Genomic DNA, 19,193 nt, shown 5'->3' with positions numbered 1-19,193 from the left:
CCGTGCGTGACCTGTCCGGATATGGTGCTGAAGATCCCTTACCTGCTGTCACCGGAGTCCCGTGCCGCATGCCGAACGCCTCCGGGAGGGCGATCCCGCGATCGTGGGGCCCTACTGGCTGCTCGGCCGCCTCGGCGCCGGTGGGCAGGGCATCGTCTACCTGGCAAGGGGAAGGGCCGGCGCGCTGGTCGCCGTCAAGGTCCTGCGCGACGGGGCGCCGACGAGCGCCTGGCCAAGGAGATCGACGCGGCGCGGCGGGTGAAGCCGAACACTCGCACGGTGGCGTGGGGTGGAAACCTAGTGGGGCGTTCTGGTCTGGAGGAGGTCGGCCAGGAAGTGCAGCAGCGCCGCCAGGGTGGTGGCCGAGGTGATGGCCTGCTCGTCGATCAGCTGCTGGATGCGCAGCATCGGCAGCCACTCGGCGCGCCCGCCTTCCACGTCGTCGGCCGGGGCGGCGCCGGGCGCGGCCTGATGGGCGACGAAGACCAGGTGGTCGCAGTCGGCGACGTCACCGGCCGGGCGGATGCGGATCAGCGGCAGCAGCGGTCCGGGCCGCCAGCCGGTCTGCTCCTCCACGTGCCGGGCGGCGGCGGCCTCGGGCTGCTCGCCGGGGCCGATCTCGCCGAGCGGGATCTCCCATCCCCACGTGTCGGTGACGAGATGGTGGTGCCACCGCAGCAGGACGCGCCCGCCGCGGACGACCACCGCTCCGGCGGCCCGCGGGGTGCGGATGAAGGGCCGCTCGACGTGCTCGCCGTCGGTCAGCGCGACATCCACGACGCGAAGATCGACCCCGTTCGCCGCGTAGAGCAGCCGTTCCGAGCGCCGCATGGACCCGCACCTCCCCGCTTCGCCGGACTCGCTCTTCGAGGATACGCACAAGGTGGTCACGACCGCCCGGACGGGAAGAACGTCGGTGGGAGGAATTAACCTGGGCGGTGTCGGCCCGCCGCGGGGCGACGCCGGGCTGCGGCCCGGTCCCGATGTCATGAACGTCCCATCGTTCGACCGGGGGAGGCGATCGTGGGGTCTGTCTTGGGCGAAGGGCTGCCCCCGGACGACGTCGTCGTCACGGCTCTGCGCGCCGGCGACGAGGAGATGTTCGCGGCGGTGCTGGACACCTGGTCCGGGGGCCTGTTGCGGGTGGCGAGGTCCTACGTGTCCACCGACCACTCCGCTGAGGAGGTCGTCCAGGACACGTGGCTGGCGGTGATCGACGGGATCGACTGTTTCGAGGGCCGCTCCTCGGTCAAGACGTGGGTCTACCGCATCCTGGTCAACACCGCGAAGAAGCGCGGCGTGCGCGAGAGCCGTACGCTGCCGTGGAGCGCCTTCGAGCAGGACGGCGGCAGGTCCGCGGGCCACGGCCCGGTGCCGCCGGGCGGCTGGAAGGAGGTTCCGGGGGCATGGCCGACGCCCGAGGGCGAGGCGCTGGCCGCGGAGGTGCGCGGGCTGATCGCCGAAGCCCTGGGCAGGTTGCCGTCCCGGCAGCGGATCGTGATCACCCTGCGCGACGTGGAAGGCTGCACCTCCGACGAGGTGTGCGAGATCCTGGAGATCTCCGCGGCGAACCAGCGGGTGCTGCTGCACCGCGCCCGGGTGGCGGTGCGCGGCTGGTTGGCCGGCTATTTCGAGTCGGGGAAGCGGCCGGAATAGCGCGTAGGGCTTCCGCTGGCCCGTGCAGCGGCCACAATAAGTGAAACGGTTCAATTCCCAGGCGATAGGGCGGTCACGTCGTGAAGCGGTTCACCTGCGACGAACTGGTGGAAGTCATCACCGCCTACCTTGAGGACGCTCTCGACCAGCCGGCCCGTGACGGCGTCCGGCAGCATCTGACCTGCTGCGAGGCCTGCGCCCGCTACGTCGAGCAGTTCCGCGCCACCGTCGGCGTCCTGGGCGACCCGCCCCCGGAGAAGCTGCGGTCCGACGTGCGCGACCGGCTCATGGCCGCCTTCCGCGCGCGGAGCCGGTCATGAGGAGCCGGTCATGAGCAAGGTCATGAACCGGTCATGAGGCGAGGAAGCTCTCCCGCAGCGCGGTGACCACCGGCGCGGGGACGGCGCCGTCACGCAGGCAGCCGAGCGCCGCTATCGTCGCCCGCACCTGAGCCAGCCACCCCGAACACGCCGGGCACGCCGCCAGATGATCCGTGACGAGCCGCCGCCGCTCGGCGGGGAGCGCCGCCTCCAGATAGTCCGTGATCGATTCGAGCACGTCATCGCACCCGAGCTCGCCTCGTGCCCACCCCATGTGACCTAGTGCCGGTCGCGCTCCATCCGTTACGCGAATCCGCGTGTAACGATCGCGGGGCTCGCGGGTCTGTAGACCTGTGCGCCGTGCGAAGGGGAGACGATGATCGGGCTCACCGCCGAGGACACGCCGCTGCGGGACACCTCGGAGGTGGTGGACTTCGCGCGCCGCTGCTTCCGTCCCGCCACCGCCGACCATGTGGGCGTCGAGCTGGAGTTCCTGGTCTTCGACCGGACGGCGCCGGCCGCTCACGTCCCGCTGGCCAGGATCGAGCGGGCGCTGCCGGCGCTGACGGGCGGCAGCCGGGTGACGTTCGAGCCGGGCGGCCAGCTCGAACTGTCCGGCCCGCCGGGGCCGCTGCCGGACGCGCTGGCCCGCCTGTCCGCCGACGTGGCCGCCGTGCGCGCCGCCCTGCGCGCGGCGGGGCTGGCGCTGGCCGGGGTGGGTCTCGACCCGGTACGGCCGGCCCGCCGCCAGCTGCGCCTGCCCCGGTACGACGCGATGGCCGCCTTCCTCGGCGTGCCGTACGGGAGCCTGATGATGTGCTCGACCGCGTCGATCCAGGTCAACCTGGACCTGGGGGAGCGGCCCGCGACGCGATGGGCGCGGGCGCACGCCGTCGGCCCCGTGCTGACGGCGGCCTTCGCCAACTCGCCGCTGAGCGGCGGCAGGCCGTGCGGCTGGATGTCGGGCCGCCAGGCCGTCTGGGACCACCTCGACCGCACCAGGACCGCGCCCGTGCCTGCCTCGGGCGATCCGGGCGCGGACTGGGCCGACTACCTGCTGGAGGCCCGGCTCATGCTGGTGCGCGAGGACGAGGAGCGCTACCGCACGGTCAGCGACGGCTCGACGTTCGGCGACTGGCTGCGGTCGGGCGGCGGGCGGCGGCCCACCGTCGAGGACCTGCTCTACCACGCCACGACCGTCTTCCCCCCGGTGCGGCCCAGAGGCTGGCTCGAGATCCGCTACCTCGACGCGCAGCATCCGGCGACCTGGCCGGTCTGCGTGGCCGTGACCTGCGCCCTCGTCGCCGACGACCGGGCCGCCGACGCGGCGCTGGCCGCCACGGAGCCGTTCCAGGGGCCGCACCGCTACCAGGAGCTGAGCGGGGTGGCGGCGCGGTGCGGGCTGGCCGACCCGCGCCTGCGCAGGGCCGCCGAGGCGTGCTTCCGCGCCGCGCTGGAGGCGCTGCCCCGCCTCGGCGTGGACCCGGGCCTGGCCGGCGAGGTGGCCGCGTTCGCCGACCGGCATGTGACGACCGGCCGCTCCCCGGCGGCCGACCTGATGGATCCGGCGTCGACACGGCGCGTCCCGACCTGGCTGGACGATGAGGGATGGGGATGAACGATTTCAAGGAACGCATCGCGGCCGAGCTCGTCGCGGTGCGCGACCGGTCGCTCACCTACACGGCGGCGGACGACGACCTGCTGCTGCGTCAGCACTCGCCGCTGATGTCGCCGCTGGTGTGGGACCTGGCGCACGTGGGCAACTACGAGGAGCTCTGGGTGCTGCGCGCGGCCGGGGGCATCGACCCGCTCCGGCCGGAGATCGACGACATCTACGACGCGTTCAAGACCCCGCGCAAGGATCGCCCGAGCCTGCCCATCCTGGGTCCGGCCGAGGCGCGGCGCTACATCGAGGGCGTGCGCGGGCGGGTGCTCGACGTCCTCGACACCGTCGACCTCGACGGCCCCGACCCGCTGCACCGCGACGGCTTCGTGTTCGGCCTGGTGATCCAGCACGAGCACCAGCACGACGAGACCATGCTCGCCACGCTCCAGCTGTCCAGGCAGCCCGGCCTGGTGCGTGACGGCGAGCTCCCGCCGGGCCGCGACGCAGGCCCCGACGAGGTGTTCGTGCCGGCGGGCGCCTTCCTCATGGGCACCGCCACCCTGCCCTGGGCCTACGACAACGAACGGCCCGCCCACCGGGTCGACCTGCCCGCCTACTGGATCGACCGGCTGCCCGTCGGCAACCGCTCCTACGCGGAGTTCATCGGCGACGGCGGCTACGACGACCCGCGCTGGTGGTCCCCTGAGGGCTGGAAGTGGCGGCAGCGCAGCGGCGCCTTCGCCCCCCTGTTCTGGGTCAGGGACGGCGACGCCTGGTGGCGCACCCGCTTCGGCCGTCCCGAGCCGGTCCCGATGGACGAGCCGGTCCAGCACGTGTGCTGGTACGAAGCCGACGCCTACGCCCGCTGGGCGGGCAGACGGCTGCCCACCGAGGCCGAATGGGAGAAGGCCTGCGGCTGGGACCCGCGGGCGGAAAGCGCGCGCCGCTACCCGTGGGGCGAGCAGGCGCCCACCGCCGACCGGGCCAACCTCGGCCACCGCGCCGCCCGTCCCGCGCCGCTCGGCGCCTACCCGGCCGGCGCCAGCGCCTACGGGGCCGAGCAGATGGTGGGAGACGTGTGGGAGTGGACCTCCTCGTGGTTCCAGCCCTACCCCGGCTTCCGCAGCTTCCCGTACAAGGAGTACAGCGAGGTCTTCTTCGGCCACGAGTACCGAGTGCTGCGCGGCGGCTCGTGGGCGGCCGACCCGGCGGCGGTGCGCACCACGTTCAGGAACTGGGACTACCCGATCCGCCGGCAGATCTTCACCGGCTTCCGCTGCGCCCGCTCGGAGCAGACCTGATGTGCAGGCACGCGGCCTGGCTGGGCGCCGCCAGCCCGCTCAGCCGGCTCATCCACGAGCCCGAGCACGGCCTGCTGCGGCAGTCGTTCGCGCCGCGCCGCCAGCACCAGGGCCTGGTCAACGCCGACGGGTACGGCATGGGCTGGTACGACCCGGCGCGTGCCGAGCCGGTGCGCTATCGCCGGGCCGTACCCATCTGGACCGACGCCAACCTGCCGGCGCTGGCCGAGGTCGCCCGCTCGACCTGCCTGCTGGCGGCCGTCCGCTCGGCCACCGCGGGCATGCCGATCGAGGAGAGCGCCACGGCGCCGTTCACCGACGGGGGATGGCTGCTCAGCCTCAACGGCCGCGTCACCAGGGACGCGCTGCTCGATCTCGCCGACGACCTGCCAGACCGCGCGGAGAGCACGTGCGACGCCGCCTGGGTGGCCGCCGCGGTGTTCCTGCTCGGGCGCGCCGGGCTCGGCCTGGGCGAGGCGCTGGCCGAGGTCGTCGTCCGCGCCGGGGAGAAGGATCCCGGCGCCCGCCTGAACCTGCTCGCCTGCGACGGCGCGTCCATCGCCGCGACCGTCTGGGGCGACACGCTCTTCTACCACCCGCTCCACGACGGCGTGCTGGTGGCCAGTGAGCCGCTCGACGACCTGCCCGGATGGCAGGCCGTACCCGAGCGCAGCCTCATGACGGTCACCGGGACGGACGTCCGCGTGCAGCCGTTGTGATCTCACCCCAGGAGGCCCCGTGTTCGTCAGCCGGCCGACCTTCCACCGCGTGATCAACCATCTCGACCGCGACTACCTGCGCCAGGCGCTCGAGCACGACGTCAGGGCCGGCCTGACGTCGTCGCCCAAGTGGCTGCCGCCCAAGTGGTTCTACGACGCCGCGGGCAGCGAGCTGTTCTCCCGGATCACCCGGCTGCCCGAGTACTACCCGACCCGGCGCGAGCTGGCCATCCTGCGGGCGCGGGCGGCCGAGCTCGCCGCGGCCAGCGGCGCGGACACGCTGGTCGAGCTGGGCTCGGGCACCAGCGAGAAGACCGTTCTGCTGCTGGAGGCGCTCGAGGCGGCCGGCACGCTGCGCACCTACACGCCGGTGGACGTGGACGCGGTCACTCTCGCCGCGGCCGCGCGGCGGCTGGCCGAGCGCTTCCCCGGCCTGGACGTGCGCGCCGTGTGCGCCGACTTCGAACGCCATCTGGCGTTGCTGCCCCGCACCGGGCGGCGGATGGTGGCCTTCCTCGGCGGCACGATCGGCAACCTCGAACCGGCCGCGCGCGAGGTGTTCATGAAGGAACTGCGGGCCACGCTCCGCCCAGGCGACACCTTCCTGCTCGGGGCCGACCTGGTGAAGGACACCGGACGGCTGGTGGCGGCCTACGACGACGCGGCCGGGGTGACGGCCGCCTTCAACAGGAACGTCCTGCACGTGATCAACCGGGAGCTGGAGGCGGACTTCGAACCGGAGGCGTTCGCGCACGTGGCGCTGTACGACGCGCGCCACGACTGGATCGAGATGCGGCTGCGGGCGAGCCGTGACATGCGGGTGCGGATCGGCGGGCTAGGCCTGACCGTGGACTTCGTCGAGGGCGAGCAGATGCGTACCGAGATCAGCGCCAAGTTCCGGCCGGAGGGCCTGCGCAGGGAACTGGCCGCCGCCGGGTTCGAGGTGCGCCGCCGCTACACCGATCCCTCCGGGGACTTCACCCTGGTCCTGGCACAGGCCTGAGCACAGGGGGCGTCCGGTGTCTCCCCCGCCGGGCGCCGCGGGCAGGACCGCCGCCACCGTCCGGGTGAAGACTGCTCGTCGCCGCGTTCGCGTGCGAGGCGGACGGTGCGACTACTCCCTGCGTCGTAGTCCGGCTGATCGCTGATCCCGGAAGATGACTCCGCCTGTGGGACGACTCCGAACCGCGGCCGGACGACGATTGTCGGTCATGAGAGCCCCAGCAGGGACAGCCGCGGTCGCGACGGGACTGACGAAGGCGGGAGAGCGATGACCACCGCCGCCCTTGCCCAAGGAAGAGAGCAGTCCCCACCACCCCCGGATGCCCGCTCCCCGGCCGGACAGAGCATGGCGGGGCTGCTGCGCCCTCACCTCCGGAGTTTCGCCGCCGTGGTGATCCTGCAGGTGGTCGGCGCTGCCGCGGGTCTGGCGCCGCTGCTGGCGGTCGTCGAGTTGGGCCGGGCGCTGTTGTCGCCCGGCCCGATCGATCACGGTCATGTCTGGTTCGTCGTGGTCGCGGGCGCGGCCGGCTTGTTCGTCCGGCTGCTGTTCACGGCCGCGTCGTCCGGGATCGGACATGTCCTCGACGGCCAGGTGCAACTGTCGTTCCGCCGGCGACTGGCCGCGCGGCTGGGACGCGTGCCGATCGGCTGGTTCTCCCGGCGCCGGACGGGCGAGCTGGCCAAGGTCGTGGGGGAGGACGTGAGTGCCGTGCACCCGTTCATCGCCCACACCCCCGGCGAGCTGATCTCCGCGTTCGTGGTGCCGCTGGTGTCGCTGGTCTACCTGTTCACCGTCGACTGGCGGCTCACGCTGATCACGCTGATCCCGGTGGCGCTGGCGGTGGCGCTGGTCCCTCTGATGATGACCCCGGTCCGGCTGCGCGAGCAGAAGCAGTTCGACGAGGCCATGGGGCGGATCTCGAGCGCGGTCGTCGAGTTCGTGCAGGGCATCGCGGTGGTCAAGGCGTTCGGCGGATCCGGGCGCGCCCACCGTAAGTTCCGCACGGCCACGGACGATTTCGTCGACATCTTCTACCGGATGGTGCGCGGTCTCTCCGGGATCGCCGCGGGGATGCAGGTGGCGCTGTCGCCGCCGTTCGTGCTGCTGGTCGTGCTGATCGGCGGTGCGGCTCTGATCACGACCGGCGGCATGGCCCCGGCCGACCTGCTGCCCTTCCTGCTGCTGGGACTGGGGCTGACCGCTCCGGTGGCGGCTCTCGGCCACGGCTTCGACGACCTGCAGGCCGCCCGGCGCGCGGTCGGAAGGATCCGGGACGTGCTCGCGGTGCCGTCGCTACCGGAGCCCGCCCACCCGGTCGCGCCACAGGGTCACCGGGTGGAACTGCGTGACGTCCGCTTCGGTTACGAAACCGATCACGAGGTGCTGCGCGGGATCGACCTGGTGCTCGAGCCGGGGACGGTCACCGCGCTCGTCGGGCCGTCGGGAAGCGGGAAGTCCACGCTGGTCCAGCTGCTGCCGCGCTTCTTCGACCCGACCCACGGTTCGGTCGCCCTGGGCGGTGTCGATCTGCGCGAGCTCGGCAGCCGGGAGCTGTACCGGACGGTCTCCTTCGTCTTCCAGGACGTTCGCCTGCTGCGCGCGTCGGTCGCCGACAACATCGCGCTGGCGGTACCGCATGCCGACCTCGACGACGTGGTTCGCGCCGCCCGGCAGGCGAACATCCATGATCGGATCCTCGAGCTGCCGCGCGGATACGAGACGGTGATCGGCGACGACACCGGACTGTCGGGTGGCGAGGCGCAGCGGATCTCGATCGCCCGTGCACTGCTCGCCGACGCGCCTGTTCTGGTGCTCGACGAGGCGACCGCCTTCGCCGACCCGCAGACAGAGCTGGCGGTGCGCCGGGCCCTTTCGACGCTGGAAGGCGATCGGACGATCCTGGTCATCGCCCATCGCCTGGAGACGATCGCCGACGCCGACACCGTCGTGATGCTGGAGAACGGGTCGATCGTCGAGCGCGGCAGGCCCGCCGAGCTGCTGGCACAGAACGGGAAGTTCGCCGCGTTCTGGCGAACCCAGCGGTCGGCGGTCGCCGGCGACCTCGAAACCCACGTCGTACCGCAAGGAGACGAGACCCGATGATCCGCATGCTGTTGCGCGTGCTGGGACAGGAGTACGCCCGGCCGGTGCGTCGCACCGTGGCCCTGATGACGACGACCGCGGTGGTCGAGGGTTTGTCCTACGCGCTGCTGGTTCCGGTGCTGCGGGCACTGTTCGGGAGCAGCCCCGCAGACGCGCGGCCCTGGCTGATCGCGTTCGGGGCCGCGGTCGCGGTCTACGCGGTGCTGCGCTATGTCAGCGACCTGTCCGGATTCCGCGCCGGGACCACGCTGTTGCATGGCATGTATCACCGGCTCGGCGATCATCTGGCTCGCCTGCCCATCGGCTGGTACAGCGCGGGCCGCGTCGGGCAGGTGTCCGTCATGGCCAGCAGCGGCGTCCTGCAGGCGATGAGCGCGATCGCGCACCTGCTGGCACCGTTCGTCTCCGCCAGCGTGACTCCCGTGACGATCGTTGTCGTGATGCTCGCCTTCAACTGGCAGATGGGGCTGGCCGCGCTGGTCGCCGTACCGGTCGTGGCGGCGATCCAGGTCTGGACGGGACGCTCGATGGCCGCCACCGACGCCGAGCGCGCCGAACGCGACCACGAGGCCACCGGGCGGGTCATCGAATATCTGCAGGCCCAGCCGGTGCTGCGCGCCGGCGGCCGGACCGTCGAACGCTTCCGGTTGCTCGACGACTCGCTGCGCGAGCTGCAGCGCGCGTCCCGCCGTACCCTTCTGACGGCGCTGCCCGGCCTCTTGGGCCTGACGCTCACGGTGCAGGCGATGTTCACCGTGTTGCTGGTCCTGGGCGCCTACCTCGCCCTCGGCGGGAACATCGGCGCGGCGGAGATCCTGGCGATCCTGGTGCTGGCCGCCCGCTGCGCGGATCCGCTGCTGTCGCTGTCGGACATCGGTGGCAAAATCCGCGGCGCGCGTTCCGAACTGGCGAGGCTCGACACGGTGTTGCGCACCGAGCCGCTGCCGGAAGCCCCCGAACCGGTCCGGCCGGAACGCCATGACCTGCGGTTCGACTCCGTCGCCTTCCGTCACGGCGGGCGCACCGTGATCGACGAGGTGTCGTTGTCCGTGCCGGAGGGACAGCGGCTCGCCGTCGTCGGTCCGTCGGGTGCGGGCAAGAGCACCCTGCTGCAGTTGATCGCGCGGTTCTACGACGTGGACGCGGGCGCGGTGCGCGTGGGCGGTGTGGACGTGCGCGCGATCGACACCGAGGTGTTGATGGCGCAGATCGCCATCGTCTTCCAGGACGTCTATCTCTTCGACGGCACGATCGAGGAGAACGTACGGCTCGGCCGTCCCGACGCCGACGACGCCGAGGTGCGGGCGGCGGCGACCGCGGCGCGGCTGGACGAGGTGGTCGAGCGACTGCCCGGCGGATGGGCGACGAACGTGGGCGAGGGCGGCGCACTGCTGTCGGGTGGTGAGCGCCAGCGTGTCTCGATCGCGCGAGCGCTGCTGAAGAACGCGCCCATCGTGCTGCTGGACGAGGTGACCTCGGCACTGGACCCGGTGAACGAGGCGGCCGTCCACGAGGGTGTCGAGCGCCTGATGGCGGGCCGGACGGTGGTGATGGTGGCGCACCGGATGCGGACCGTCCGGCGCGCCGACCGGGTCGTCTTCCTGGACGGCGGCCGGATCGTGGAGGAAGGCACCCACGACGAGCTGCTGCGCCACGGCGGCCGCTACGCCGATTTCTGGGAACTGTCCATGACTCCGGCAGGGAGCGAATGAGCCGGTAGTCGGCCGGCGGCGGCGCGACCGTCTCGGGGACTTCCCCCAAGGGTGGGGCTGGCACTACCGACGAGGGGCGGGCCAGCGGCAATGCCGTCGCTCACAAGGGGTTCTAGAGTCTTCTGCGCGACCGGTTTCGTCGGCGGTCTCACGGCAGGAAGCAGCCCAGGCAGGGGTCCCCCCCGGGGACTCCGGGGATCACCCGAGTCCGGCACGGCTGGACCACGCAGAACGGGACATCATGACGATGCGGAGAGCGGCGGTGATCGCGGGCCTTCTCGGGCTCGTGGCGGTGTCGACCGGGTGCGGCACCAGTGTCTCGCTGGATGAGGCCGCCGTCTCGTACGACGTCACCGACGAGGTGGCGGCGCTGCACGTCGAAGTCGACTCCGGGACCGTCGACGTGGTCCAGTCGAACCGTCGGGGCATCCGCGTGACGGAGCGGCTGAGCTGGTACAAGAACAAGCCGCAGACCCGTCACCGGACGCGGGGTGACACGCTGGAGCTGACGTTCACCTGTCCCAACACGTGGGGGTGGGGCGCCATGGGCACGTCCTGCGACGTGAGCTACGAGGTGGAGGTGCCCAGGGGACTCCGCGTCAAGGTGGTTTCCGACTCGGGGAAGCTGACGCTGAAGAACCTGTCGGGTGACGTGGAAGCCGTCACCGACTCCGGGGCGATCGAGGCCACCGGGCTGACGGACGGGCGGGTGGTCACGAGAACCGACTCGGGCGATACGGAACTGGCCTTCGCCGGGCGGCCCGCTCGGGTCACGACCACCGCGGATTCCGGCCAGACCGTGATCCACGTGCCGCAGGGGCCGTACAACATCGTGGCCACGACGGACTCCGGCGACAAGGACATCAAGGTCGCCGGCGTTCCCTCGGCCGAGCGCACGATCGAGCTGTCCAGCGGCTCCGGGGACCTGGCCGTGGAGCAGCGACCAGCCGGCCAGTGACGTGAGGGACGCGATCAGGCCTCGTCGCCCGTGAGCCGGGCCGTCCTGGCCTCGAAGGCGTGGACCACCGCGGCCATGTCCGCCGCGCCGTGTCCCAGCGCCTGGGTCTCGCCGAACAGGGCAAGGCAGACGTCCAGCAGCGGCGAGGCGGTCCGGGAGTCGCGGGCCGCATCCACGATGAGCCGGTTGTTGTTGAGGACGTCCGCGATCGCCGCCTGCGGGCTGAAGTCACGCTCGACCAGCTTCGCCGCCTTGATCCTGGAGACGGCGCTGGCCATGGGCCCGGAGTCGAGCACGTGACGGAACACGTCCATGTCCAGGCCGTTCCTGGCGGCGAAGTGCGTGGCCTCCACCAGGCCGCCGACCATCGTGAGGAGGAAGAGGTTGACCGCGAGCTTCATCAGCAACGCCGAAGGGACGGCGCCGCACACCACTGTCTCCCGGCACATCGGCCCGAGCAGCGGCCGTACCTCCCGCACCGCCGCGGGCTCCCCGGCGAGCATGCCCACGAGCTGCCCGGCCTCGGCCGGCACCCGCGACCCTGAGACGGGCGCCTCGACGTAGGCGCCGCCCGCGGCGCGCACGTCCTGCTCCAGCGCCGCCGAATAGGCCGGCGCGGTCGTCCCCATGGGCACGACGACGTGCCCGGCGACCTTCGCCGCGAAGCCGGGTGTGCCGCGCTCCAGCACGGCGTCGAGCGCGTCCTCGTTCGCCAGCATCAGGATGACCACGCGTGCCCGGCCGAACACCTCGTCGGGGCTGGCCGCCTGCCGCGCGCCGGCCGCGCGCGCCGAGTCGCACCTGGCCGAGGAACGGCTCCACACCACCAAAGGCGTGCCCGCCCGGGCCAGGTTGACCGCCATCGGCTCGCCCATCAGTCCCAGGCCGAGGAAACCTACGTCCATACGCAGGTTGTACCGCCAGGCGGCGGCCCTCGTCTTGAACGGTCGTGCGCCCTCGCGCGCTCAGGTGGTGCCGCAGTAGCGGGCGCCTCTGGCGGCGGCGGCCAGGGCGGCGGCTCGGGCCGCCTCGGTGGGGGTGAAGGGCAGGCCGGGCCGCTTGAGCAGCAGGGCCCGTCCGGGGTGTACGGAGATCACCATCGTGCTGGTCAGCTCGCCGTCGTCGGCGAGGGTCTCGCCCGGCCGGCGCCACTCGACCCGCGTGGCCCTGAGCAGTTCCGCCATGGCCTGCGGGAGCCGTCCGGGGTCGTCGTGCACCCGCTGCGCCATCGTCAGTGCCTGGATGCCGGGGTCGATCAGGTCCTTGACCTGGGCGGGCACGACCAGCACGTCGAGGCCGCCCGCCTCGGACAGCGCGGCGTGCAGGACGCCGGGCGTCAGGTGGGTGGGCGCCTCGACGACGAACTCGTCGAGGGCGTCGCCGCCGGACGGCGTGATCGCGGTGCTGGCGGTGGGGGCGATGTGCAGCGCCAGGATGTTGCAGCCCAACCGGCCGAACGCGCCCGCCACCTCGCCCAGGCGGCCTGGACGCTCGACCACGCGCATCCGGATCCGCCACAGCGTCATCGCGCCGCCGTCGTCGTCGGCGGGAGGCGGCAGGGCGGGCGCGGACCGACGCCGCGCGGTCGCCGGCCGTCCGGTCTTCAGGCGCCGGTGCACGGCCGAGCCGGCGATCAGGGCGCCGCCGAGGCCCACCAGCACCACCGGTCCAGGATCGGTGTGCCCGAGGAGGGTGGCCAGCAGGTGGGCCATGCCCACCGCCACGAACAGCGCGGCCACCTCAAGGATCTCCCGCCACCAGGAGCGCGCGTCGTGCCGGCGGTCGGGTCCGGAGTTCGGATGGGTCGCCTTCGGTGCATCGCTCATGCCGGCCAGTCTCACCGCGCTGTGTTACGCCGCCGTGACCTGCGCGATTGCGCGGGATTAAGCCGTTCGCACCGGCCCGGCGCCACATGTCGGGCCGCCGCGCTACTTCGCGGTGAAGTCGGCGGCCCAGAACAGCCGTCCGGTGTCCGGGTCGCGCGCCAGCGCCCCGCGGCACTTGGCGTAGCTCGCGGGCAGGTCCTCGACGCTCCAGCTGCGGCCGTCGTAACGCAGGAGGACCGCGGACACCGTGGAGATGCGCGGCTGGACCCTGGTGTGTTCCGTGGCGACCATCCACAGCTTCCCGCGCCCGCCGCCGGTGATCATGCAGGCGCTTCCGGTCGGGGGAGGCGGCAGCACCGTCCAGCGCGTGCCGTCCCACCGCATGACCCGCGCGATGGAGGCGACCGTCGCCCACACCTCGTCGCGCGACACCGCCCTGATGGCGACGTCCCCGCCCCGGGTCGGAGCGACCGGGGTGGGGGTCGGACGCCAGCGGCGACCGTCCCAGTGCGCGATGGCGAGCGTGCCGTCCTTCTCGCCCACCGCCCACACGTCGTCCGGCGACAGCGCCTCGAGCCGGCTGATCGTCATGCCGCCGGGGGTGGGCACCTGCGACCAGCCGGAAGCCGTCCGCCTGGCCAGGTAGGGGTACGCGGGCCCCTCGTCGTCGACGTAGGCCTTCCCCGCCACCCACGCCTCGCGCGGGCCGGTCACGACCGCGCTGCCCAGCCCGAGCGAGAACCCCTTCGGGACGGCGGGGTCGGTGATGCGTGGCGCGCCCAGGTCGGTCCAGGTGTGGCCGTCCCACCGGTGAACGCCGGGGCGGTAGCTCTCGATCACCCAGACGTTGTCGCTCGACGAGGCGGCGATCAGATCGGGGGACCGCATGCCCGCCGGAGGCTTGACGGGGCGCCAGCCGCTGCCGTTCCAGTGCAGGACGACGGCCCTGGTCTCCTCGTGCCATCGCCGGGTGTCGCTCGGGGTACGGGCGCCCACCGCCCACACGTCGCGGGGGGTGATCGCCGCCACGTCGGCCAACGACCCTGACATGCGGCTCTTGACGTCCTTCTCGGACATGCCCATGGCGCGGGCGCTGAGCGCGTCCCATCGGACGTCGAGATAGGTGACGGAGGAGGTGACGCTCCTGGCCGGGGTGGGACGGGGTGGGCGCTCCCTGGCGGTGTCGACCGGGGTGGAGCAGGCCACCGCGGTCATGGCCACGGTCACGAGAGCGAATGCGCGTCCCATCACACCATGATCGTAGGCCTGGGTGCTTTCCGGTCGGCGGGCCTGGTCAGTCGAGCACCTTGATCTTCTTCATGGTCGGCTGGGAGATCACCCTGGCCACGCCGGGAATGCCGATGATCTTTCCGGTCTGGAACGCCTCGTAGGCCGCGTAGTCGGCGACCAGGACGCGCAGGTGATAGTCCGGTGTGGCGAACAGCCGGCGGAACTCGACGACCTCGTCGTAGGCGGCGATGGTCCTCTCCAGCTCCTCCAGGGTCTTGAGGTCGCTCACACCGACCTCGATGGAGACGATGACCTCGAGGCCGCCACCGAGGAGCTCGTGGTTGACGGTCGCCCGGTAGCCGCTGATGACGCCCGCCTCCTCCAGGCGTTTGACGCGGCGCAGGCAGGGGGGCGGCGTGAGCCCCACGCGCCGGGCGAGCTCGACGTTGGTCAACCGGCCGTCCTGCTGGAGCTGAAACAATATTTCTCGATCGATCGCGTCGAGGGTCACTTCATTGCTCATCTGCCGATCATATCGTCATAATCGACAACCATATGAGGCGGATATCCACCTAGAATTTCCCGTGACCGAGGGAAAGGTGGAGGCCATGACGATCGAGGTCTGGCTGGAGCGCCGAGCCGAGGACATGGCCAGCCTCCTCGGCCGCCTGGTGGCCGTCGACTCCGAGAACCCGCCCGGACGCGCCCTGCGTCGCTGCGCGGAGGTCCTGCGCGAGGAGATGGACCGCCTCGGCCTGGCGCCAGAGGTCATCCCGGTCGCCGACCCGGCCGGCGGGTCGGCGGACCCGTGCGTCGTGCGCGGCACCGCCGGCGACGGTGACAGGCTCGTCTACTTCCACGGCCACTTCGACGTGGTGCCGGCCCAGGACCGGGCGCAGTTCACGCCCGTACGCCGCGACGGCAGGATCATCGGGCGCGGCACGGCCGACATGAAGGGCGGCATCGTCAGCATGCTCTACGGCGCCGCGGCCGCCAAGGATCTCGGCCTGCTCGGCGCCGGCCGGATCGTGCTGCACCTGGTGTGCGACGAGGAGACCGGCAGCGTCGCCGGAGCCGGCCACCTGCGCGCGGCGGGGCTGATCGACCCGGCCGCGCTGGCCATGCTCACCGCCGAGCCCAGCGGCGGCGGCATCTGGAACGCCGCCCGCGGCGCCGTCTCCGTCCGCGTCGACATCCAGGGCCGCGAGGCCCACGTCGGACAGGCCCACCGCGGCGTGAACGCCTTCCAGCACATGCTGCACATCGCCCGCCCCGTCGAGCGCTACGCCGCCGAGCTGGCCGAACGGCACACCGGCTTTCCGCTGAACCCCGCCGACGCTCCCGGCAGCATGCTCGTCGTCGGCGGCTCGTCCGGCAGCGGTGCTAACTTCAACGTCGTCCCCGGCACGGCCTACTTCACCGTCGACGGCCGCTACAACCCCGAAGAGGACCTGGAGGCCGAGCTCAGGCGGCTGACCGCCCTCATCGAGGACGCCGCGCAAGAGGTCGGCGCCACCGTGTCGGTCCGCACGACCCAGCTGCAGCCCTCCGCCGGCACCGGCCAGGACCATCCCGCGGCCGCCACGCTGGCCCGCGTCGTCGGCGACGTCGAGGGTGCCCCGGCCCGGTTCGAGCTGTGCGCGGGCATTTTGGAGACCCGCTGGTACGCCCAGCTCGGCATCCCCGCCTTCGGCTACGGCCCGGGCCGCCTGGATGTCTCCCACGGGCCGGACGAGTACGTCGAGGAGGCCGCCATGCGCCGCTGCGCCGCCGTGTACGCCCGCTACGCGAGCGCCATGCTGGCATGACGGCCCCGGGGCCGACCTGCTGGAACTACCGGGAGGCCCTGGCGCGGCCCAGCAGGTAGCCCGCGGCGACCATGCCGACGCCCAGGAGCAGGTGCAGCCAGTTGTCGGCGGTGTTGAGCGGCACGAAGTTGGCCGGGCTTGTCTGGTCGACTGCCATGCCGTAGATCCACAGCAGCAGGTAGACCGCGCCGCCGCCGATCAGGTACGCGCGGGCGCCGGTCCACGTGCGGGCCAGCACGACGCCGGCGACCCCGAACAGCAGGTGGACGACGTTGTGCAGGACGGACACCTGGAACAGGCCCAGGAGCATGGCCTCGGAGTGGTGGCCGGCGACGGCCAGGCCGCCGTAGCCCGCGGTGATGCCCGGCACGAAGCCGAGCGCGCCGACCAGCAGGAACGCCACGCCGACGATGAGCGCGGCCAGTTGCACGGGTGTGCGTGCCGTCCTGGTGTGTGAGGTGGTCATGTGAGTCGTCTCCGTTCGCGTGTTCGCCGGGCCGGCGGGGGCCGTCGAGGTCCTCCGCCGGCGCCCTTCACGCAGGCATTCGGAGCGGTGCCGCGCATGGATGCCTGGTGGCCGCGTCGGTGCGCCGTCGGGTGCCGGTCAGGCGTCGGGGCGGCTGGCGATGATCGTGCGGATGAGGTCGGCGAGCTGTTCCCGCTGCTCCGCCGACAGGGGGGCGAACCATTCGCGCTCGCGCCGGTTGTGTTCCTCGAAGGCGCCGCTCACCGCCTGCCGTCCCGCCTCCGTGAGCGCCACCAGCACCGCCCGGCGGTCATCCGGTACGGCCTGCCGCTCGACCAGCCCCGCCGCCTCGAGGGTGTTGACGGCGTTGGAGACCGCCGAGCGCGTCATGGCCGAGAAGTCGGCCAGGTCGCTCACCCTGGACGGCCCCAGCAGCCAGAGCTTGAACATGAGCCGGAAGCCGGGCAGCGTCCACCCCTGGGGCCGGTGGATGCGCGATTCGAGGTCGGCCACGAGCACGTACGACAGGTGCAGCAGGTTGTAGGCGAGCCCGAAGGTCGAGGTGTCGACCTCGACGGGCAGTTTGGCGACGAGTTCGCGCGCGTGACGTTCGTACCAGACGTCCAGCCGTTCCATCCGGCGATCCTCCCACCCTCTTGCCCGCACCGATGATTATGCCCAAAATAGTTTTGGCCAAATCAATTTCCGGGAGTAGCTGATGCGCATCCTCATCATCGGCGGGGGCATCGGTGGCCTCGCGGCAGCGCTGAGCCTGCGCGCCGCCGGGTTCACCGAGATCACCGTGGCCGAGTCCGTGGCCGAGCTCCGTCCCCTGGGGGTCGGGATCAACCTGCTCCCGCATGCCGTACGGGAGCTGACCGAGCTGGGGCTCGCGCCGCAGCTCGAGCAGCGGGCCAGAGCCACCGCCGAGCTCGCCTACCACAACCGCTTCGGCTCCCTGATCTGGAGCGAGCCGCGCGGGCTGGCCGCCGGATACCGCTGGCCGCAGTACTCGATCCATCGCGGCGAGCTGCAGATGCTGCTGCTGCGCGAGGTCGAGGCGAGCGGCGTGCCGGTGCTCACCGGGCGCGAGCTGACCGGTTTCGGCGAGGCGGAGGCGCGGTTCGCCGACGGCTCGACGCTGGGGTTCGACCTGCTCGTCGGGGCCGACGGCATCCGCTCGACCGTGCGGGCGCACCTGTATCCGGACGAGGGTCCGCCGCCGTGGAACGGGCTCGTGCTGTGGCGCGGCACCACCCACGCCCCGCCGTTCCTCACCGGCCGATCGATGATCATGGCGGGCGACGGGGAGCGGAAGTTCGTCGCCTACCCCATCAAGGACGGCGACCCGCAGCTGATCAACTGGATCGCCGAGCGGCCCGTCGCAGGACAGGCGACCGACCGGGGCGACTGGAACAGGCGGGTACCGGCGGAAGAGGTCCTGTCGCACTTCACCGAGTGGCGGTTCGACTGGCTGGACGTCCCCGGGCTGATCGCCGGCGCCGAGGCGATCTACGAGTATCCGATGGTCGACCGCGACCCGCTGCCGCGCTGGACCCACGGCAGGGTCACCCTCCTCGGCGACGCCGCCCACGCCATGTACCCGATCGGGTCGAACGGAGCCTCCCAGGCCATCCTCGACGCCCGGGTGCTGGCCTTCCACCTGGCCGGGACCGGCGACGTCGACCAGGCTCTGGCCGCCTACGAGCGGGACCGGCGCCCGCCGACCACCGCGCTCTGCCTGGCCAACCGCGAGATGGGCCCCGAGGTCGTCATGAAGCTCGCCCACGAGCGGGCCCCCGGCGGCTTCGCCGACATCGAGCAGGTCATCCCGCGGGCCGAGCTCGCCGAGATCGCCGCCGGCTACAAGCGCAAGGCCGGTTTCGACCCCGAACTCCTCAACCAGCGCGCCTCCTACACATGTTCGACGAACCGGTAAGGCCGGGCCTGGAGCCGCTGGCCCGGTTCCGGGTCGAGCTGGCGGCGGTCAAGGACCTGGGCGAGACGCCGTGGGGGCACCGGCGGGTGATCGACGTGCTGGGCGGGTCGTTCGACGGACCCAGGATGGCCGGAACCGTCCTGCCCGGCGGAGCGGACTGGCAGGTGGTGCACGGCGACGGCAGCGCCACCATCGACGCCCGCTACACCCTGCGTACCCACGACGGCGCGCTGATCTGCATCCTCACCTCGGGCGTACGGCACGGCCCGCCCGAGGTGATCGCCGCGCTCGGCCGCGGAGAGCCCGTCGACCCGGCCGACTACTACTTCCGGCTCGCGGTCAGGTTCGAGACGGCCGCGCCCGGATACCTCTGGCTCAACCACACCCTCGCCGTCGCGTCCGGGCTGCGGGCGGCCACGGCCGTCCACTACGACGCCTACGCGCTGCGCTGACAGGAGGCGCCGTTGACACCATCAGCGGGCCGCGACGCGCGGCCGAGCGGCGGCGGGCCCCGGGCAAACCCCGGGGGGGCCGAGGAGAGGCGGG

At 72.3% G+C, this 19,193-nt stretch carries 21 protein-coding genes; 13 read left to right on the top strand and 8 right to left on the bottom strand.

Going from position 1 to position 19,193, the window contains the following annotated elements; translation table 11 throughout:
* Positions 1 to 61 precede the first annotated feature (61 nt).
* The gene (locus ACWEVS_RS33090) at positions 62 to 262 is read left to right on the top strand and encodes a hypothetical protein (RefSeq protein WP_452414915.1); all 201 of its coding nucleotides are present in this window, start codon (positions 62 to 64) and stop codon (positions 260 to 262) included.
* 35 nt (positions 263 to 297) lie between these two features.
* Here ACWEVS_RS33090 and ACWEVS_RS33085 read toward each other — a convergent pair whose 3' ends face one another.
* Positions 298 to 831, bottom strand: coding sequence for an NUDIX hydrolase (locus ACWEVS_RS33085; RefSeq protein WP_449918870.1), 534 nt, complete (start codon positions 829 to 831; stop codon positions 298 to 300).
* A gap of 192 nt (positions 832 to 1,023) precedes the next feature.
* Between ACWEVS_RS33085 and ACWEVS_RS33080 the strand changes: the two genes are divergently transcribed.
* Both ACWEVS_RS33080 and ACWEVS_RS33075 read left to right on the top strand, forming a co-directional pair.
* Positions 1,024 to 1,656 (top strand): RNA polymerase sigma factor, encoded by a 633-nt coding sequence (locus ACWEVS_RS33080; protein ID WP_449918873.1) that lies wholly within the window; start codon positions 1,024 to 1,026, stop codon positions 1,654 to 1,656.
* Positions 1,657 to 1,736: 80 nt separating this feature from the next.
* Positions 1,737 to 1,976 carry an anti-sigma factor family protein gene (locus ACWEVS_RS33075; protein WP_449918875.1) on the top strand — a complete coding sequence of 80 codons (240 nt, stop codon included), beginning with the start codon at positions 1,737 to 1,739 and terminating at the stop codon, positions 1,974 to 1,976.
* 31 nt (positions 1,977 to 2,007) lie between these two features.
* Here ACWEVS_RS33075 and ACWEVS_RS33070 read toward each other — a convergent pair whose 3' ends face one another.
* A complete protein-coding gene (locus tag ACWEVS_RS33070) occupies positions 2,008 to 2,214 on the bottom strand; it encodes an anti-sigma factor family protein (protein WP_452554593.1) in 207 nt (68 codons plus the stop codon).
* A 138-nt stretch (positions 2,215 to 2,352) separates the two neighbouring features.
* Between ACWEVS_RS33070 and egtA the strand changes: the two genes are divergently transcribed.
* The 7 genes from egtA to ACWEVS_RS33035 all read left to right on the top strand — a co-directional run bounded on the left by egtA (position 2,353) and on the right by ACWEVS_RS33035 (position 11,378).
* Positions 2,353 to 3,594, top strand: coding sequence for an ergothioneine biosynthesis glutamate--cysteine ligase EgtA (gene egtA / locus ACWEVS_RS33065; protein ID WP_452554591.1), 1,242 nt, complete (start codon positions 2,353 to 2,355; stop codon positions 3,592 to 3,594).
* Positions 3,591 to 4,883: an ergothioneine biosynthesis protein EgtB gene (gene egtB, locus ACWEVS_RS33060; RefSeq protein WP_452554589.1), complete on the top strand. Its 1,293-nt coding sequence runs from the start codon at positions 3,591 to 3,593 to the stop codon at positions 4,881 to 4,883. Before egtA ends, egtB begins: the two co-directional genes overlap by 4 nt.
* Positions 4,883 to 5,602 carry an ergothioneine biosynthesis protein EgtC gene (gene egtC, locus ACWEVS_RS33055; RefSeq protein ID WP_354908121.1) on the top strand — a complete coding sequence of 240 codons (720 nt, stop codon included), beginning with the start codon at positions 4,883 to 4,885 and terminating at the stop codon, positions 5,600 to 5,602. Before egtB ends, egtC begins: the two co-directional genes overlap by 1 nt.
* 19 nt (positions 5,603 to 5,621) lie before the next feature.
* Complete coding sequence (gene egtD / locus ACWEVS_RS33050; protein WP_449918885.1) at positions 5,622 to 6,605, top strand: L-histidine N(alpha)-methyltransferase; 984 nt, start codon at positions 5,622 to 5,624, stop codon at positions 6,603 to 6,605.
* 387 nt (positions 6,606 to 6,992) lie between these two features.
* Entirely contained in the window at positions 6,993 to 8,708 is a 1,716-nt protein-coding gene (locus ACWEVS_RS33045; protein ID WP_452554587.1) for an ABC transporter ATP-binding protein, read from the top strand.
* Positions 8,705 to 10,420, top strand: a complete 1,716-nt coding sequence (locus ACWEVS_RS33040) for an ABC transporter ATP-binding protein (RefSeq protein WP_452554585.1) — start codon at positions 8,705 to 8,707, stop codon at positions 10,418 to 10,420. Before ACWEVS_RS33045 ends, ACWEVS_RS33040 begins: the two co-directional genes overlap by 4 nt.
* 241 nt (positions 10,421 to 10,661) lie before the next feature.
* The gene (locus tag ACWEVS_RS33035) at positions 10,662 to 11,378 is read left to right on the top strand and encodes a DUF4097 family beta strand repeat-containing protein (protein WP_449918890.1); all 717 of its coding nucleotides are present in this window, start codon (positions 10,662 to 10,664) and stop codon (positions 11,376 to 11,378) included.
* A gap of 14 nt (positions 11,379 to 11,392) precedes the next feature.
* Here the strand turns inward: ACWEVS_RS33035 and ACWEVS_RS33030 are convergent, their stop codons facing one another.
* The 4 genes from ACWEVS_RS33030 to ACWEVS_RS33015 all read right to left on the bottom strand — a co-directional run bounded on the left by ACWEVS_RS33030 (position 11,393) and on the right by ACWEVS_RS33015 (position 14,957).
* The gene (locus ACWEVS_RS33030) at positions 11,393 to 12,283 is read right to left on the bottom strand and encodes an NAD(P)-dependent oxidoreductase (protein ID WP_354908127.1); all 891 of its coding nucleotides are present in this window, start codon (positions 12,281 to 12,283) and stop codon (positions 11,393 to 11,395) included.
* Between the two features lie 60 nt (positions 12,284 to 12,343).
* Positions 12,344 to 13,204: an ACT domain-containing protein gene (locus tag ACWEVS_RS33025; RefSeq protein ID WP_452554582.1), complete on the bottom strand. Its 861-nt coding sequence runs from the start codon at positions 13,202 to 13,204 to the stop codon at positions 12,344 to 12,346.
* 102 nt (positions 13,205 to 13,306) lie between these two features.
* The gene (locus tag ACWEVS_RS33020; RefSeq protein ID WP_452554580.1) at positions 13,307 to 14,452 is read right to left on the bottom strand and encodes a hypothetical protein; all 1,146 of its coding nucleotides are present in this window, start codon (positions 14,450 to 14,452) and stop codon (positions 13,307 to 13,309) included.
* Between the two features lie 46 nt (positions 14,453 to 14,498).
* Entirely contained in the window at positions 14,499 to 14,957 is a 459-nt protein-coding gene (locus ACWEVS_RS33015; protein WP_354908132.1) for an Lrp/AsnC family transcriptional regulator, read from the bottom strand.
* Positions 14,958 to 15,042: 85 nt separating this feature from the next.
* On the opposite strand from ACWEVS_RS33015, the gene ACWEVS_RS33010 reads away from it, so the two are divergent.
* Positions 15,043 to 16,242, top strand: a complete 1,200-nt coding sequence (locus ACWEVS_RS33010; protein WP_452554578.1) for a M20 family metallopeptidase — start codon at positions 15,043 to 15,045, stop codon at positions 16,240 to 16,242.
* A gap of 25 nt (positions 16,243 to 16,267) precedes the next feature.
* Here ACWEVS_RS33010 and ACWEVS_RS33005 read toward each other — a convergent pair whose 3' ends face one another.
* Positions 16,268 to 16,708, bottom strand: coding sequence for a DUF4383 domain-containing protein (locus ACWEVS_RS33005; protein ID WP_452414899.1), 441 nt, complete (start codon positions 16,706 to 16,708; stop codon positions 16,268 to 16,270).
* A 138-nt stretch (positions 16,709 to 16,846) separates the two neighbouring features.
* Positions 16,847 to 17,344, bottom strand: a complete 498-nt coding sequence (locus ACWEVS_RS33000; protein WP_452554576.1) for a MarR family winged helix-turn-helix transcriptional regulator — start codon at positions 17,342 to 17,344, stop codon at positions 16,847 to 16,849.
* 82 nt (positions 17,345 to 17,426) lie between these two features.
* On the opposite strand from ACWEVS_RS33000, the gene ACWEVS_RS32995 reads away from it, so the two are divergent.
* Both ACWEVS_RS32995 and ACWEVS_RS32990 read left to right on the top strand, forming a co-directional pair.
* Positions 17,427 to 18,647, top strand: a complete 1,221-nt coding sequence (locus ACWEVS_RS32995) for a flavin-dependent oxidoreductase (protein WP_452554574.1) — start codon at positions 17,427 to 17,429, stop codon at positions 18,645 to 18,647.
* Complete coding sequence (locus ACWEVS_RS32990; RefSeq protein WP_452414897.1) at positions 18,629 to 19,099, top strand: DUF3237 domain-containing protein; 471 nt, start codon at positions 18,629 to 18,631, stop codon at positions 19,097 to 19,099. The genes ACWEVS_RS32995 and ACWEVS_RS32990 overlap by 19 nt, the downstream gene beginning before the upstream one ends.
* Positions 19,100 to 19,193 lie beyond the last annotated feature (94 nt).

The organism is Nonomuraea sp. NPDC003754, assembly GCF_053605785.1.
Note: the sequence above shows the minus strand (reverse complement) of the source record. Positions and strands in the feature narration are given on the sequence as shown.

Bases quoted from the DNA above. Each gene is read 5' to 3' on its own strand.
- ACWEVS_RS33085 (WP_449918870.1), bottom strand. From the start codon at position 831: ATGCGGCGCTCGGAACGGCTGCTCTACGCGGCGAACGGGGTCGATCTT.
- egtA (WP_452554591.1), top strand. From the start codon at position 2,353: ATGATCGGGCTCACCGCCGAGGACACGCCGCTGCGGGACACCTCGGAG.
- egtB (WP_452554589.1), top strand. From the start codon at position 3,591: ATGAACGATTTCAAGGAACGCATCGCGGCCGAGCTCGTCGCGGTGCGC.
- egtC (WP_354908121.1), top strand. From the start codon at position 4,883: ATGTGCAGGCACGCGGCCTGGCTGGGCGCCGCCAGCCCGCTCAGCCGG.
- ACWEVS_RS33040 (WP_452554585.1), top strand. From the start codon at position 8,705: ATGATCCGCATGCTGTTGCGCGTGCTGGGACAGGAGTACGCCCGGCCG.
- ACWEVS_RS33035 (WP_449918890.1), top strand. From the start codon at position 10,662: ATGACGATGCGGAGAGCGGCGGTGATCGCGGGCCTTCTCGGGCTCGTG.
- ACWEVS_RS33030 (WP_354908127.1), bottom strand. From the start codon at position 12,283: ATGGACGTAGGTTTCCTCGGCCTGGGACTGATGGGCGAGCCGATGGCG.
- ACWEVS_RS33025 (WP_452554582.1), bottom strand. From the start codon at position 13,204: ATGAGCGATGCACCGAAGGCGACCCATCCGAACTCCGGACCCGACCGC.
- ACWEVS_RS33020 (WP_452554580.1), bottom strand. From the start codon at position 14,452: ATGGGACGCGCATTCGCTCTCGTGACCGTGGCCATGACCGCGGTGGCC.
- ACWEVS_RS33015 (WP_354908132.1), bottom strand. From the start codon at position 14,957: ATGAGCAATGAAGTGACCCTCGACGCGATCGATCGAGAAATATTGTTT.
- ACWEVS_RS33010 (WP_452554578.1), top strand. From the start codon at position 15,043: ATGACGATCGAGGTCTGGCTGGAGCGCCGAGCCGAGGACATGGCCAGC.
- ACWEVS_RS33005 (WP_452414899.1), bottom strand. From the start codon at position 16,708: ATGACCACCTCACACACCAGGACGGCACGCACACCCGTGCAACTGGCC.
- ACWEVS_RS33000 (WP_452554576.1), bottom strand. From the start codon at position 17,344: ATGGAACGGCTGGACGTCTGGTACGAACGTCACGCGCGCGAACTCGTC.
- ACWEVS_RS32995 (WP_452554574.1), top strand. From the start codon at position 17,427: ATGCGCATCCTCATCATCGGCGGGGGCATCGGTGGCCTCGCGGCAGCG.
- ACWEVS_RS32990 (WP_452414897.1), top strand. From the start codon at position 18,629: ATGTTCGACGAACCGGTAAGGCCGGGCCTGGAGCCGCTGGCCCGGTTC.